Below are 13,829 nucleotides of genomic sequence, written 5' to 3'. Positions count from 1 at the left end.
CAGGCAACACGCTAGAACGATGACCTAGCTTGTTGCCTGCCGTTTTTGATTGAATGATGAAGACTACCTGCAGACCGCGCCGAACGGATACGACTTCAGCTCTTCCATTAAGGCGAGGCGGGATGTGTGCGTTATGGGGTTTGGAAAAGCAAGTACTTATAATAGGCAAAAAACTCGCGGAACAGTGAGTACAAGTCTCTCCATTCGAAATAGTCGGCATGCGCGGAATAAACCGGATCGATTCCTGCCTGATGAAAGGCAAGCTTCGTACGACTGATATGATAGAACTGGGTAATCACCGTGGCAGATTGGAGATGCAAGTCTTTCATGATGGCGTGCGTGTTCTGTGCCGTCATGAACGTATTCAATCCCTGGCTGTCCACAATGATGGCCTCCTCCGGCAAGCCTTTCTGCACCAAATACTGCTTCATGACCTTCGCCTCATCAAACCCCTCCACCCCGACTCCTCCACTAACAATCACGCGCGCGAAGTATCCTTCCTTGTACAGCTCTACTGCTTTTTCCAAGCGGGATCGCAATCGATCCGACGGTCTGCCGTCCGTCTCCACTTTGTTTCCTAAAACGACGCCCACGTCAGCTACCTGCTTCTTATCAAGCAAGCCGTCGATCGTGATGATGACCAGATGGAGAGAAAACCACAGCAGCAATCCCAATATAATTCGTTTCATCAAACGTTTCATTGCACTCTCCTACCAGTGGCGTTTATTACGTATTCTACTATTTTTTTACTCTATTGGAGCAATGCGATACTTACGTTCAATATACTCTCAACGTTTTTAATAAAAATACATTTGCCGATAACTAAACTTTTTTACACACAGTTAAAAATTGTTTGTTAATTTTCTTTTTCATTCGCGCTATAATGGCAAACGTATCACTATGAGAGACATCATTGGGGGTTGTCAAAAAATATGAGTTTTTTCAGAAAAAAGTCTATTGAGACGATGTTGGCGCAGGCTACCAACCACGATACCTCCTTACGTAAAAGCATGGGTGCATTTGATTTGACCATGCTGGGGATCGGGGCGATCGTGGGAACCGGGATCTTTGTTCTCACCGGTGTTGCGGCTGCTGAGCATGCCGGACCTGCATTGGTCATTTCCTTCATCCTCGCTGCTCTTGCATGCGTTTTCGCAGCGCTTTGCTACGCCGAGTTCGCTTCTACCGTTCCGGTGTCGGGTAGCGCATATACGTACAGCTATGCTGCTTTTGGCGAAATCTTTGCGTGGATTCTAGGCTGGGATTTGATTCTAGAGTATGGGCTTGCCTCCGCAGCGGTTGCGAGCGGGTGGTCCGGTTACGCGCAAGGGCTTTTGGCCGGATTCGGCATCCACTTGCCCGTCGCTTTGACTGGCGCCTACGATGCGGCAAAAGGAACGTTCGTCGACTTGCCTGCTGTGCTGATCGTTTTCGTTATGACGATCTTGCTGTCCAAAGGGATTCGTGAGTCAACGCGCTTCAATAATATAATGGTTATCATCAAAATTATTGTCGTTCTGCTTTTCCTGGCTGTCGGCGTTTGGTACGTCAAGCCGTCCAACTGGACTCCGTTCATGCCATTCGGCTTCTCCGGTGTCGTTACCGGCGCTGCCACCGTCTTTTTCGCTTTCATCGGTTTCGATGCCGTGTCTACTGCTGCAGAGGAAGTGAAGAATCCGCAGCGCGACATGCCGATCGGAATCATTTCTTCTCTGGCGATTTGCACCATCCTGTATATTGCGGTTTCTCTGGTCTTGACCGGAATTGTCCCTTACACGCATTTGAGCGTATCGAATCCGGTCGCTTTTGCCCTCTCCTTTGTTCATCAAGACTGGGCAGCCGGTTTGATTTCACTTGGCGCGATCTGCGGGATTACCACCGTACTGCTCGTCATGATGTTTGGTCAAACTCGTTTGTTCTTTGCGATCAGCCGTGACGGTTTGCTGCCTTCACGCTTTGCACGCGTCAACAGCAAAACAAAGACACCGATGCACAGCACGATTACGGTCGGGATTTTCGTTGCCCTGTTCAGTGGCTTTGTTCCGCTAGACAAGCTGGCGAACCTGACTAACATCGGTACACTGTTCGCCTTTATCGTCGTTTCGATCGGCGTGGTGGTGCTGCGCAAAACAAATCCGGACTTGCCGCGCTCCTTCCGCGTACCACTGGTGCCGCTGCTGCCGATTTTGTCCGTGCTGTTCTGCGGTTATCTGATTTTGAATCTCCCGGCATTCACGTGGGTTGGCTTTTTTGTCTGGCTGGTGATCGGCATCGTGATCTACTTTGCGTACAGCTCCCGCCACAGCCATCTGCGGGCGAATCAAAACGTCAAGCTTGACCAATAATCGTTGTAAAGAAGGACCGTCAGCATCTCGCTGTCGGTCCTTCTTTTTTCATCTTACACGCTGAATCTACCAATTGCGATTTGGAGAATTTTCGCTTGTGCGCCAACGATAGGTTGCGCCGTATTGTTCGTGTACGCCTTCCTGATTGGCCCCGACTACCTCCAACTCAAAAATACCTTCCCCTTGCGCCGCGATGATATCTGCCACCAACCCACTGCCAGTCGGACTACAAAACAAGAGGTTTCCCCCCGGCAGGTGCACAGTCTGGCAAACCGCCTGCATGCTCTCGTCGATGAACGGTTCGCCACAAGTCAAGCCAAACCAACCGCTCCACTGCTGTACATGGGAAGCGAGTTCAGCTACGGCGATTTTGACCGCGCCAAGCGCAAGCGGTCCCAGCTCGTGCGGGGCAATTGCCCCACGCTCCGTCAGATCAGCACGCCGCTCCTCGTCCCCTTCCCCCCACTGGATGAAAAAAGGCAGGCGCAACGACGATTCGTGGTGACTGACAAACAGCATCGACCACGACAGCCGCTTGCCATCCGGGCGCACGCGGCTACCAGGAAAAGGGCCTGATACGTTGAGGCCGCGCTTTTGCAGCATGTCGGCTGTCTGGACGATATCGTCCGTCCGGATTGCCACGCGGACGAATCCTTCCTGCTGAGGCAGACGCAGGGCGCAATCATGGACAAGCAGATTTTCGCGTTCCGCCTCGGTCAGCGTCCGGTCATACACGCCCAAAAACTCAATGTAACTTAGATCGAAATAGCAAAGCGAATTGTACGTCCCCCAATGGGTATGACGCCCGCCTTCAATTGCGTGAAACCCTTTCTCCCGCAAATCTGCCGCCGCTTGCAGCGGGTCGTTGACAAGATGAACGATATGATCAAAGGTGAATCCCATTCAGCCACCTCCATCAGTGATGGGCAGCAAAGCCGCCGGTTTCCTACTAGTTTCCTTTTTACTAGCCAAAACCCTCTATCGATTTGCAGCTTCGCTGGTTGCTTTGGTTTCATAGGACCGGGGCAGCTCTTCTTTACGACGGTCGGCGATCGTGCAGCCAGTCGATCCCTTCAACTTTTCCTACCGAAGCCATCTGAACCGAGAGATGCTCACTGCCATCGATTCCGAGATACTCGTTCATCTCTTTATCAAACCAATGACCGATCGAGCAGACGCCAAGTCCCAAGCCGTTTGCCGCGACATGGAGATTTTGCGCGACATAGCCTGCCTCCCACAAAATATAGCGATACGCGCGTTCCTTGTATTTTTGTCTCGTCCGTTCGACGACTGCTGTCCAGACAAAATTGACGGCAGCCCGACGAGCCATTTCCTGTTTTTCCGTAAACAAATACGCGATTTCGGACACATCCTCCAGCTTCAGCCCCTCCAGGCACCATTCCTCAACATCAAGATGGTACAGCCCTTTTTCCACGCCCTCCACATTGTTGATGAACAGATACGTTTCGATCGGATACAAGGCTCCGGCCGAAGAAGTCGTGCGAAGCTGGTAGTCGCCCATGTCAGCCGTGATGCCCTGGGTGCCCCACAGCAAAATGTTCAGCTCATTTAACGTGAGCGGTTGATTGAGAAAGTTGCGTCGCACCCGGCGGTTTTGTACTAGCTCCCACATATCAGGTGATGCTGGAAAGTCAGGTTTGCCAAGTGGAATGCGCAGCTTGGCCTCCGGGTACCGCAAATAAGTCGGAACGCGCTTGGAAAAGTCAAACTTGGCTGCCCAGCCCTCCTCCAAATCGCCGATCGCATAGGATGTTGCCTGCAGATAATCGTTGCAAATTTTTTGCCAATCCGGATGCATGTTCTCTCTCCTCCTGTTTTCACGGTTTGAAGCCGTTGACAGAACCAAGTATACGAACTGTGATATAATCAGTAAAACGACGTTTCGTGATACTATTGATTAGTTTTTACTAATGCAAGGAGGGGAAGGATGACACACACCCAGCTGCATGTGTTTATTACGGTGGCGGAAACGCGGAATTTCACGAGGGCCGCGGAAGCTTTGGGATTCACCCAATCGGCCGTTTCCCAGATGATTCGCTCGCTGGAGGATGAGCTTGGTATTACACTGTTCAGTCGGAGTCGGAGCGGCATTGCCATCACCAGCATCGGCGAGCGGATGCTGCAGCATGCGCGGGAAATTTTGCGCATCACCAGCTGCATGAAGGAAGAAGCCGACGCTTATCAAGGTATCGAAACAGGCACCTTGCGCATCGGCTCCATTCATAGCGTATCGAATCGGATCTTGCCCGGATTGATCGGCTCTTTCCGCAAACGGTACCCGCAGGTGGAGATCGTCCTGTTTGAGGGCGAGCATGCCGAGGTGAACCATTGGCTCGCCGGTTCGGTCGTGGATGTCGGCTTTACGATCCATCCGGAAAAAGACGTGCACGTCTTTCCACTCGTCCGCGATGAAATGTTGGTTGTCGTTCCCGACGATCATCCGCTTCGCACGGAAGCTGCCCTTTCTTTCGAGCAGATTGCCGACAAATGCTTCATCATGCTGAAAGATGATTGCATGAAAAAGCTGCTCCATGAGAACGGGATCGTCCCTGTCAGCACCTTTGAAGTACGCGATGCGGGCACCATCCTCGCCATGGTGCAGGAATGGGTGGGCGTGACGATTTTGCCGGAGCTGTACATGCCGGATCGTTTGCCAAAAGTCGCCCCGATTCCGCTCCGCCCCGCAATCTCCCGAGAGCTGGTCATGGCCGTCCGCGATTTGCAGACCGTCTCCCCCATGACCGCCGAATTTATTTTGCATGCGCAAAGCGTATTTGCCGCCAAAGAGAAAAGTAACCACGCGACTGTCGCCCGATCGACCGCAGACTGATCGGGCGATTTTTCATGTGCGCAGCATGACGATCAAAGCCAAGCTGGCCATCGTGAAGCACAGCGGGACGTAGATCATTGAATCGTATTTGGCAAAAAGCGAGGTCTTGTATCGTTTTGAAATGCCGATAAAGCGAAAGTCGCCGATTACCCGGATATAGAGCGCAACCACCATCGCCCAGCAAATCCAGGTTGGAATCCAAGCTGGAAGGGCCACCTCGAGCACATGAGCCTGGACAAGCAGCAAAAACGCGCCAACCCATGCCAAAAGCGCAACGATCGCCGTGCCGATTTTACCCGGCTTGAACAGCGGTTGGCCGTTCTTGGTCGGGATCACCTGCTTTGTCCCGGTCTTGCCGCCAAAACACCAATACACATGCATGATTCCAATCACCGTCAACAGACCGCTGACGATCCACGCGAAAAACAGCGTCATCCGGTTCATCCCCTCTCCGCGTTTAGAAGCTGCGCATAAATCAGCTCCACTTGCTGCATCGTCTCCAACTCCGTCACCTCCGTGTATTTGTTGCGTTCCAGCCAGCCCAAATAGCAGTGGTAGATGAGCTCCGCCTTCTCGCGGGAAGTGCGTTCGCAGTATCCTTTCGCCTGCAGCAAGGCCGCCATGTAATCCATCCGCTTCTGCTCGATCGCTTGCAGAACACGTCCATAAGCCGCTTCCCGCTGACCCAATCGCCTGATGTAAAACATGAAGTCGTTTCCCGACTTATCGGCGAACATGGCCGCAAGCAGCGCGCGGATTTTTTGCTCGGCGTTCGCGTTGTTCTCCACGCTTTCAATCACGAGCTCTGTCGCCTGCCGCTGCCAGTAGCCGATGATCTTCCCAATGAAGCTCTCCCGATTTTTGAAATACCAGTAAAAGCTGCTCTTGCTGCAGGCAAGCTGCTTGGCCATTTTTTCGATCACGAGCGCTTCTTCCCCGCCTGTCGAGAAGTACGCAACGCCAAGCCGGACCCATTCTTCTTCAGTTGCAATAATTTTGGGCATGCTTGTTCCTTTCCCCTTACTTAATTCTTTTGTACGCTTACGTACAGAAAATAACACAGGTATCCATATTTTGTAAAGAAAAAGCCAGCCATCTCCATCAAGAAGATTGACTGGCTTTTTCGATTCCCTTCCACCTTGCTGCCCACTTTTCCATTTCGCGCAATGCTGTCTGAAAATCCATGCCTTTGTCCGTCAAGGAATACTCCACCGTCACCGGCACGGTCGGAAACACTTCGCGGCGGACGATGCCTGTTTTCTCCAAATGGCGCAATGTATCCGTCAGCGATTGCGTCTTGACGATCGCGACATTACGGAGAAGCTGCTTGAATCGCTGCGGCCCTTTTGACAGCTCAGCGATGACCATGAAGCTCCACTTAGCCCCAAGTATTTGCAGCACCTCGCAAATGTTCGAGTGGTTCTCGCCGTCTTTTTCCCATTCCACTTCATTTTCCATCCTCTTCACTCCTTTACTTACTTTTTGTTAGTTAGTCAAAATAAACGGATAATATCAAAATGAATTGTCTTCTTACTTAAATATAGCAGCTTTATTATAATCCAAATTACAGCAGGTGTCCTCTCGGTTCGCCACCGTGGGAGGCCGCCACTCCACTCGAAAGGGATGACCATTGTGAATCGTCTTTTCATTTACCTCCTGACCACTGGCGTTTTTTTAACGGCAACCTCGGAGCTGATCATCGCCGGGATCCTCACCGCTATTGCGGATGACTTGCACATTTCACTCGGCGCTGCTGGCCAGCTGATCACTTCTTACTCGCTCGCGTTCGCCATCGGCACTCCGATCGTCGTCACGCTTACTTCCCGCATCGGGCAAAAACGCGTTCTCACGGGGGCACTGATCGTGTTCATCGCAGGAAGCCTCGTCGCCTTTGCAAGTGCGCACTATTGGCTTTTGCTGCTTTCGCGTCTCATTCTCGGCGTGAGCTCAGGAGTGTTCCTCGTCGTTACCTTTAGCTCTGTGGCCAAACTGGTCCCCACAGAAAAAACCGGAAGCGCCATCGGGACCGTTATCCTTGGATTCAGCAGCGCCATGATTGTCGGCGTGCCGATCGGCATCGCGATTACGGCATCTTTCTCCTGGCAGACGATCTTTCTGCTCCTCGCGCTGTTTAGCCTGTTGATTTTGTTCACCTTGATTCGCTATTTGCCTGACATTGAAGGGGATGCTCCCGTTTCATTCCGCCAGCAAATCCGGCTGCTTGGCAATCCCATCATCATCGGCGGCCTCTTTCTCACCTTTTTCCGTGAGACCGGTACCTCGATCATGTATACGTATCTGACTCCATTTTTGCAGACGATTCTGCATTTGAAAACAGCGGAAATCGGAATGACGATTCTTGCGCTCGGTGTCTTTGGAGTCATCGGTTCCCGGTTGGGCGGATCGCTGGTCGATAAATGGGGGGCAAGCCGCTTGATTTTTGCCGGTTTGGCTGTTCATGCCGCCTCGGTCTCGCTGCTCCCCGCCTTTACCGCTTCTGTCGCCATTGATCTCGCATTGATCGCCGTTATGGTGTTTGCCATGTTTGCGACCGCACCTGCGATTCAGACGTTTTACATTCAGCTGGCCCCGCAGTCAGCCAATCTCCTCCTCGGCATCAACACCTCCGTCGTGCATGTAGGATTGGCGGTTGGCGCGGGGATGGGCGGACTCTTGGCGAATGAGACCTCGACCGTGCTGTATAATCCGTGGCTGGCCGGAATGTTAGTGGCACTTGGCTTTGCAGCGGCTGTCGGGACGGTATCCATCCGTAAAAAAGCGGCATTGGCCTCACAAGCAAGGAGTTGATCGGGGAAAACATCGGCACACAGCAAAAAAAGCCACCGTTGCGTGGCTTTTCTCATCTATCAACCATTCGAATACCGCTGAAACCAAATCTTATAGAAATCCAACCATCCGAACGCGTTCAAGGTAACCCCGCGAACCGATTTATGGAAACATGTATTGCTCTTTTTATGGAGCAAAATCAGAATCGAGTTCGACTCCTTGATCTGCTCCTCCAGCATGTCGAACTTGCGCTGGCGTTCGCTCGCATCCGGTTCCCGCCTGATCGCTTGCACCGTCTCCTTGACGAAAGCGGCAAAATACTCATCAAATGCCGCCAGCAAATAATTCGGCTGTACGTACAGCTCCAGCTCCGTGATTTCATCATGGTTGAAAATGTAGCCGAACAGCCGACAGTCAAACTGCATTTCCACGGATTGGTCGTTCACGCCGGGAATGATATTTTCAATGACGACCTCCAGATTCACTCCGTACGAAGCGCATCGGTCCTTGATCCACGCGGCTTCCGCTTCATGAAATGAATTGGAGGTCATGTGCACGATTTCTCCGCCGTACCCACTCTCCTCAAGCAGTGCTTTGATCTCCTCTGGACTCGCCTTTGCCTGATCCACCTGATTCGGCAATTGAGAATGGAAGCCACTCGCGGGAATGCGCATGTCTGACCGCAAATCTGCAACCAGTTGCTGCCGATCCAGCATCAGATTGAGCGCCTGCCGGAACTTAGGATGGTTTTGCGGGCCGGTTTTCCACTGGTTGAAAACCAGCAAACTGCAGCAAGAGTACAGCGTCTCGATGTCACACCAATCCGTTTCCGCGCTTATATCAGGCTCCTGCTGCTGACCGGTTGTATCGCCGTCTGATGCCATGACGGATGTCCAATCCGGCTCTTTTAAGCAGCCTTCCTCCATGTCGGGGAAAATGAGGATTTCCACACGGTCGAGATGCGGCCTCCCCCGAAAGTGAAGCGGAAAAGCTTCGAGAATGCAGACCCCCTCGTTGAATCGCACCAGCCGAAACGGTCCTGTCCCCACCGGATTACTGGCAAACTCATCAGCCTGCTGCCGAACAACCTCCTCGGGGAGAATGCTGGCATACACCGTGCTCAACGCATGGAGAAACAAATAATCGGACTCACGCAGCCGAATGCGCACCGTCACATGGTCGATCGCCTCAAGCTCTTCGATCCCTTGAAACAGCCACCCGGATTGCGACAAAGCAGGATTTTGCCGAAACCGATCGAGCGAAAAGACAACATCGCGGGCCGTGAGCTCCCTGCCGTGGTGAAACATGATGCCTTTGCGCAAATGAAAGATCCACTCCCTGGCCTGTTGCTGACTCTCCCAGGCATGGGCGAGGCACGGGGTGATTGTCCGCGTCGCTTTGTCATATTCGACCAAGGTATTAAAAATTTGTGCGGCGATATGGGAATCAAACGAGTAATAAAGCTGTGCGGGGTCGAGGGTCAAAATCGTGCGGTACACCGGGAGCCGCAACGTATCTTGCAGTCGATCCGAGACCGTTTTGGTGGTAAAGCCCATCCCTTCCGATAGCCAGCTCATCACATGTTCCTTGACGCTCGCCCCTCCGAAACGGCTCATCAGCTCCATCGCATCTTTGACATCGCCCCGCTCCATCCGTTCCTTCACCTCGTCCTGAAGGATGCCGTCGGAGTCGATGCATAGCGTCAGTACCGAATGATTGCCGCGGCCCACTCCTGCCTGCCATTCGATCCAGCCCAGCTCGCACAGCTTGCGAATCATCGCTTTCACATAGCGGGGCGTACAGTGCCAGACTCCGGCAAGCTTCTCAACCGTTATCTTGATGGGCGTGTTGATCTCATGATGCCTCAAACAGTGATGCAGCTCCAAAAAATGCAAAACCGTCTGCACAGCGACTCCCCCTTCCTTCCCGTAAAAGGTGAACAATTGTAATCGAATCATACACTTTTTGTCCCTTTTTGGATAGCTATAATGAAACCATAGTTCCCTTGAGGGAGGTTGATCGTTGATGAGCATAAATCTTGCACGTTTACGCGAATTTTTTCAATTTCATCCGGTCGCGTGGGGTGTTATTCTCGGCACGTTTTTGTCGCGCACTGGCTTTTTCATGACGATTCCTTTTCTGGGTATTTATTTGGGAAAGGTGAAAGGAATTGATCCCGCCACAATCGGCGCGATACTGGCTGTCAGCTTCTTCGTCGGGACGTTGAGCAGCTTCTTTGGCGGCCTGTCCGATCGACTGGGGCGATATCCGGTCATGATCGGCTCAATGGCGGTTTGGAGCCTTGCCTTCGCCGGATTCGCACTCGCAGACGAAACCTGGCTGTTTTTTGTGCTAAGTGCAATAAACGGGTTGTGCCGCAGCATATTCGAGCCGGCAGCGCGAGCGCTGCTCACGGATGTCACACCGCCGGAACGACGCGCGAACGCCTTCCATGCACGCTATTTCGCGATTAATATCGGCGGTGCGATCGGCCCGCTTTTAGGCTTGAAGCTAGGTGCCGGAGGGTCCGCCTCATTTTTGCCGTTTTTGGTCAGCAGCGCGATCTCTGTCGTCTACGTGGCGGTCATCGTTTGTTTCATGCTGACGTATCGCCAGCAGCTCCGGGAAAAAACGACCACCATTCCGATCCGGCAGATGGTCAAAACCGTCTTCACCGATAAAGTCTTTCGCTATTTCCTGCTTGGCAATGTGTTTGTCGCAGGTGCCTACTCGCATCTGGATACGACGCTGTCGCAATACATCGGCAACGATCGCGTCGAGGCTTACTCATTTCTGTTTATCGTCAACACCTTGTCCGTGCTGGTGTTTCAATTCCCCCTGGCTAAACTGATGAAACGCTTCTCCTCGTTAACTTCGCTGAAAGCGGGCTGTCTCTTGTTCGGCATCGGCTTGTTTGGATTCGGGATGTTTGACAACATGGTTTTGCTCGCTTTTTCGATGGTGTTGTTTACGATCGGCGAAATCCTCTGCTTTGTCATCGGCGATGTGCTGATCGGCGAAATCGCCCCTGAGCACTTGCGCGGCGCGTATTATGGCGCGAGTGGCTTCGCCTTTATCGGCCAGAGCGCTGGGGCGTGGCTCGGCGGCATTTTGCTCAACGCGTTCGGGTTCGGGCAAGGACCGGTCATATTCGGGGTGCTGATGCTGCTTGCCTTTCTCGCCTTTCCGTTCTTTCACCGCGGACAGCACTTATGGGAAAAGCGCCAAGGGAAAGAATCATGTCCGGCGCAGCCCATTGCTGCGGAATAAATGCCAAAAAGCCACCCGAAAAGGTGGCTTTTTGCTGATGAGCATGGAATCCGCGCCATTAGTAGTGGCAGGTAAACGCTTCGATCCGGTTGAGATCGATCCCAAAATACATCCACGAATGGCCCCGCCAACGGAATCCGGAAACGGAGGTGCGACCCACAAACGTTGGATAAAACCAGAAATGGCTCCCGTTATCGAGCCAAACATACGTGTAACGGTGCAAGCAGCCGGCAATGGCTCCGGGATCGACGCGATACAGCTGATTCTGCGGACGTTGTGGCGTTCGATGAGGAGGCGGACCTGCTGGCCCTCCGTGCTGATGCTGCCCGCCCTGCGATGACGGCGGGAACATCTGGCTGCCTCCCGGCGGGTACATTTGGCTACCTCCTGGGGGGTACATTTGACTTCCTCCTGGGGGGTACATCTGACTTCCTCCCGGTGGAAACATTTGACTTCCTCCCGGCGGAAACATCTGGCTCCCGCCTCCCCCACCACCAGGTGGAAACGGTGGTCGATTATATGTCATAGCAATCCACTCCTTCGTCTATGGTCATGATAAGTGTATGACGGGACAAATGCTGTGGATTGGACGAATACCGGGGGTACACAAAAACAGTTCGAGCCCGCTTTTCCCTTGACAACCTAGACATATTTGCTACCATAAATATGTAAAATTGAATATGCGGGAGCTTGGGGAACCAGGCTGAGAGGACAGCTATGCGCTGCTGTCGACCGTTTGACCTGATCTGGATAATGCCGGCGGAGGGAATAATATGGAGTCACTCTTGTGTGATGTTCATCTGTATAGTAAAACCGTTGCTTGCACAGCGGTTTTTTTGCTGTCTAAACGCACGATGGACGCTTGCTACCGTACGCACTCATTTTTGTTTTCCCACCGCTTCCGCCGTCAGTCCGATGCTGAAAGGGGGAAGTATGTTTTCGTTGTCAGTTGTTTTTGTAAATCGATGAATTCATAAAACGGAGGGAACAAAATGAACACGAAACGCCTCACCATTATGACGGAAATTGCCATCATGGCTGCTCTTGCCTATATTCTCGGAATGATCAAGCTGTTTCAAATGCCACAGGGCGGCTCCATCTCGCTCATCATGCTGCCGATCGCCATCATCGCCCTACGCCGAGGCGTGGTGCCGGGACTGATCACCGGCTTTCTCGTCGGCGAGCTCGATCACCTGATCGGCGGCTATGTTGTGCATCCAGTCCAGCTGCTGCTCGATTATCCGATCGCCTACACTGCCATCGGACTCGTCGGATTCGCACGTCCTGCTACGGGCGTGCCGCAATTAGGAAAAGTCTGGTCGTTTCTGTTTGCCGGAATCGCCATCCGCTTCCTCTGCCACTTCACTTCAGGGATTGTCTGGTTCGGCTCCTACGCACCGGAAGGAATGCCGGTCGCCACGTATTCCGCGCTGTACAATTTGTCGTACCTGGTTCCAGAGTTCATCATTACCGGAATCGTGCTTACACTGCTTGCCAAAAAAGCACCGCAGCAAATTTTGTTGGCCCGCTCCTACACCTCATAAGCGTAAAGCCACCAGTGAAAAAAGCTGGTGGTTTTTTCTATTCGCAAAAACCGGATGAAGAACATGTGTCGAAAAAATGGATGGATCAGGAAAAAGAGACGCACGCTAGTAATGCATCACGCATGATGCGTCATGACAACCAACACGAACAAAAAGTGAGGTAATCGCCCGTTGAGAAACCGCCCATTCGCAGTGATCGCGCTGTTCGCCGCATTTCTGCTGCTCATCCCCTCTCCGCTGCTCGCGGCACATGCTCCTCATGCCAGGGTTCCAGCCCGCCCGGACCCTTCCGACGAACTGATGAACCAATCGGTCATGGCCTACACCTGGTTCCAAACTTCCGCTGAAGCACGCGCGCTTTACTACCAGGCATTCGCCCTTGCAGACATGATGCTGGAGAAAGACTTGGCCGACCGATCCGTCACGAAAAAGCGGGCAGTGATCGTCGATATCGATGAAACGCTGCTGGATAACAGCCCGTATAACGTCGCACAGCTTGAAAACGGCAGCGGCACAGAGGCGCTCTCTTGGGACGAGTGGGTCAAGCTTGCCCAAGCAAGAGCGCTTCCCGGCGCCGTCGATTTTTTAACCAAAGCGCACAAGCGCGGTGTGGACATCTACTACGTATCCAATCGATCGGTCGATCAGACCGACAGCACCATCCGCAATCTGCAAGCTGCCGGCTTCCCGCAGGCGAGGGCATCCCACCTGCTCCTCTCCAATGGGGAGAGCTCCAAAGAATTACGACGCCAGCAGATCGAGCGCGATCATCACATCGTGCTCTTGATGGGCGACAATCTAAGCGATTTCGCGCAAATCTTCGATAGGCGCAGCATGGCAGACCGCAGCAAGGCCGTAGACATGTTGAAAGAAAAATTCGGCCACTCCTTCATCGTGCTGCCCAATCCGATGTACGGCGACTGGGAGTACGCCTTGTACAATTACCGGCAGCTGTCCCCGGAGCAGAAGCTGGAAGCGCGAAAAAAGGCGCTCTCCCCTTCGCCTTCACCCGTGCGGCAGCTAGCTCAGTAA

General features: G+C 52.8%; 14 protein-coding genes and 1 riboswitch. Of the genes, 6 read left to right on the top strand and 8 right to left on the bottom strand.

The window, feature by feature from the left end; translation table 11 throughout:
- Positions 1–131: 131 nt before the first annotated feature.
- On the bottom strand, positions 132–701 hold the full coding sequence (locus tag EDM56_RS28765) for a YdcF family protein (RefSeq protein WP_122921374.1): 570 nt from the start codon (positions 699–701) through the stop codon (positions 132–134).
- 231 nt (positions 702–932) lie between these two features.
- Here EDM56_RS28765 and bcaP point away from each other — a divergent pair, with 231 nt between their 5' ends.
- Complete coding sequence (bcaP, locus tag EDM56_RS28760; protein ID WP_122921373.1) at positions 933–2,345, top strand: branched-chain amino acid transporter BcaP; 1,413 nt, start codon at positions 933–935, stop codon at positions 2,343–2,345.
- Between the two features lie 66 nt (positions 2,346–2,411).
- On the opposite strand, the gene EDM56_RS28755 is transcribed toward bcaP, so the two are convergent.
- Both EDM56_RS28755 and EDM56_RS28750 read right to left on the bottom strand, forming a co-directional pair.
- Positions 2,412–3,248: a VOC family protein gene (locus EDM56_RS28755; RefSeq protein ID WP_122921372.1), complete on the bottom strand. Its 837-nt coding sequence runs from the start codon at positions 3,246–3,248 to the stop codon at positions 2,412–2,414.
- Positions 3,249–3,381: 133 nt separating this feature from the next.
- Positions 3,382–4,164 carry a SagB/ThcOx family dehydrogenase gene (locus EDM56_RS28750; protein WP_122921371.1) on the bottom strand — a complete coding sequence of 261 codons (783 nt, stop codon included), beginning with the start codon at positions 4,162–4,164 and terminating at the stop codon, positions 3,382–3,384.
- A 129-nt stretch (positions 4,165–4,293) separates the two neighbouring features.
- Between EDM56_RS28750 and EDM56_RS28745 the strand changes: the two genes are divergently transcribed.
- Complete coding sequence (locus EDM56_RS28745) at positions 4,294–5,196, top strand: LysR family transcriptional regulator (protein ID WP_122921370.1); 903 nt, start codon at positions 4,294–4,296, stop codon at positions 5,194–5,196.
- 12 nt (positions 5,197–5,208) lie between these two features.
- On the opposite strand, the gene EDM56_RS28740 is transcribed toward EDM56_RS28745, so the two are convergent.
- The 3 genes from EDM56_RS28740 to EDM56_RS28730 form a co-directional block, all read right to left on the bottom strand.
- Entirely contained in the window at positions 5,209–5,631 is a 423-nt protein-coding gene (locus tag EDM56_RS28740) for a DUF3995 domain-containing protein (RefSeq protein ID WP_183192632.1), read from the bottom strand.
- Between the two features lie 5 nt (positions 5,632–5,636).
- Positions 5,637–6,200 (bottom strand): TetR/AcrR family transcriptional regulator, encoded by a 564-nt coding sequence (locus tag EDM56_RS28735; protein WP_122921368.1) that lies wholly within the window; start codon positions 6,198–6,200, stop codon positions 5,637–5,639.
- 97 nt (positions 6,201–6,297) lie between these two features.
- Positions 6,298–6,654, bottom strand: coding sequence for a winged helix-turn-helix transcriptional regulator (locus EDM56_RS28730; RefSeq protein WP_122921367.1), 357 nt, complete (start codon positions 6,652–6,654; stop codon positions 6,298–6,300).
- 165 nt (positions 6,655–6,819) lie between these two features.
- Between EDM56_RS28730 and EDM56_RS28725 the strand changes: the two genes are divergently transcribed.
- The gene (locus EDM56_RS28725; RefSeq protein ID WP_342772418.1) at positions 6,820–8,004 is read left to right on the top strand and encodes an MFS transporter; all 1,185 of its coding nucleotides are present in this window, start codon (positions 6,820–6,822) and stop codon (positions 8,002–8,004) included.
- Between the two features lie 59 nt (positions 8,005–8,063).
- Here the strand turns inward: EDM56_RS28725 and EDM56_RS28720 are convergent, their stop codons facing one another.
- On the bottom strand, positions 8,064–9,941 hold the full coding sequence (locus tag EDM56_RS28720; RefSeq protein WP_246009579.1) for an ABC transporter substrate-binding protein: 1,878 nt from the start codon (positions 9,939–9,941) through the stop codon (positions 8,064–8,066).
- Positions 9,942–10,008: 67 nt separating this feature from the next.
- On the opposite strand from EDM56_RS28720, the gene EDM56_RS28715 reads away from it, so the two are divergent.
- Complete coding sequence (locus EDM56_RS28715) at positions 10,009–11,253, top strand: MDR family MFS transporter (protein WP_122921365.1); 1,245 nt, start codon at positions 10,009–10,011, stop codon at positions 11,251–11,253.
- 58 nt (positions 11,254–11,311) lie between these two features.
- Here the strand turns inward: EDM56_RS28715 and EDM56_RS28710 are convergent, their stop codons facing one another.
- Positions 11,312–11,629 carry a transporter gene (locus tag EDM56_RS28710; RefSeq protein WP_246009578.1) on the bottom strand — a complete coding sequence of 106 codons (318 nt, stop codon included), beginning with the start codon at positions 11,627–11,629 and terminating at the stop codon, positions 11,312–11,314.
- Between the two features lie 296 nt (positions 11,630–11,925).
- A riboswitch (TPP riboswitch) is annotated at positions 11,926–12,038 on the top strand.
- Positions 12,039–12,245: 207 nt separating this feature from the next.
- Between EDM56_RS28710 and thiT the strand changes: the two genes are divergently transcribed.
- Together thiT and EDM56_RS28700 are read left to right on the top strand one after the other, a co-directional pair.
- The gene (gene thiT, locus EDM56_RS28705; RefSeq protein ID WP_122921363.1) at positions 12,246–12,797 is read left to right on the top strand and encodes an energy-coupled thiamine transporter ThiT; all 552 of its coding nucleotides are present in this window, start codon (positions 12,246–12,248) and stop codon (positions 12,795–12,797) included.
- A 171-nt stretch (positions 12,798–12,968) separates the two neighbouring features.
- On the top strand, positions 12,969–13,829 hold the full coding sequence (locus EDM56_RS28700; RefSeq protein ID WP_122921362.1) for a 5'-nucleotidase, lipoprotein e(P4) family: 861 nt from the start codon (positions 12,969–12,971) through the stop codon (positions 13,827–13,829).

The sequence above is a fragment of the Brevibacillus fluminis genome (genome assembly GCF_003710825.1).
Taxonomy (GTDB): Bacteria; Bacillota; Bacilli; order Brevibacillales; family Brevibacillaceae; genus Brevibacillus_D; species Brevibacillus_D fluminis.
Note: the sequence above shows the minus strand (reverse complement) of the source record. Positions and strands in the feature narration are given on the sequence as shown.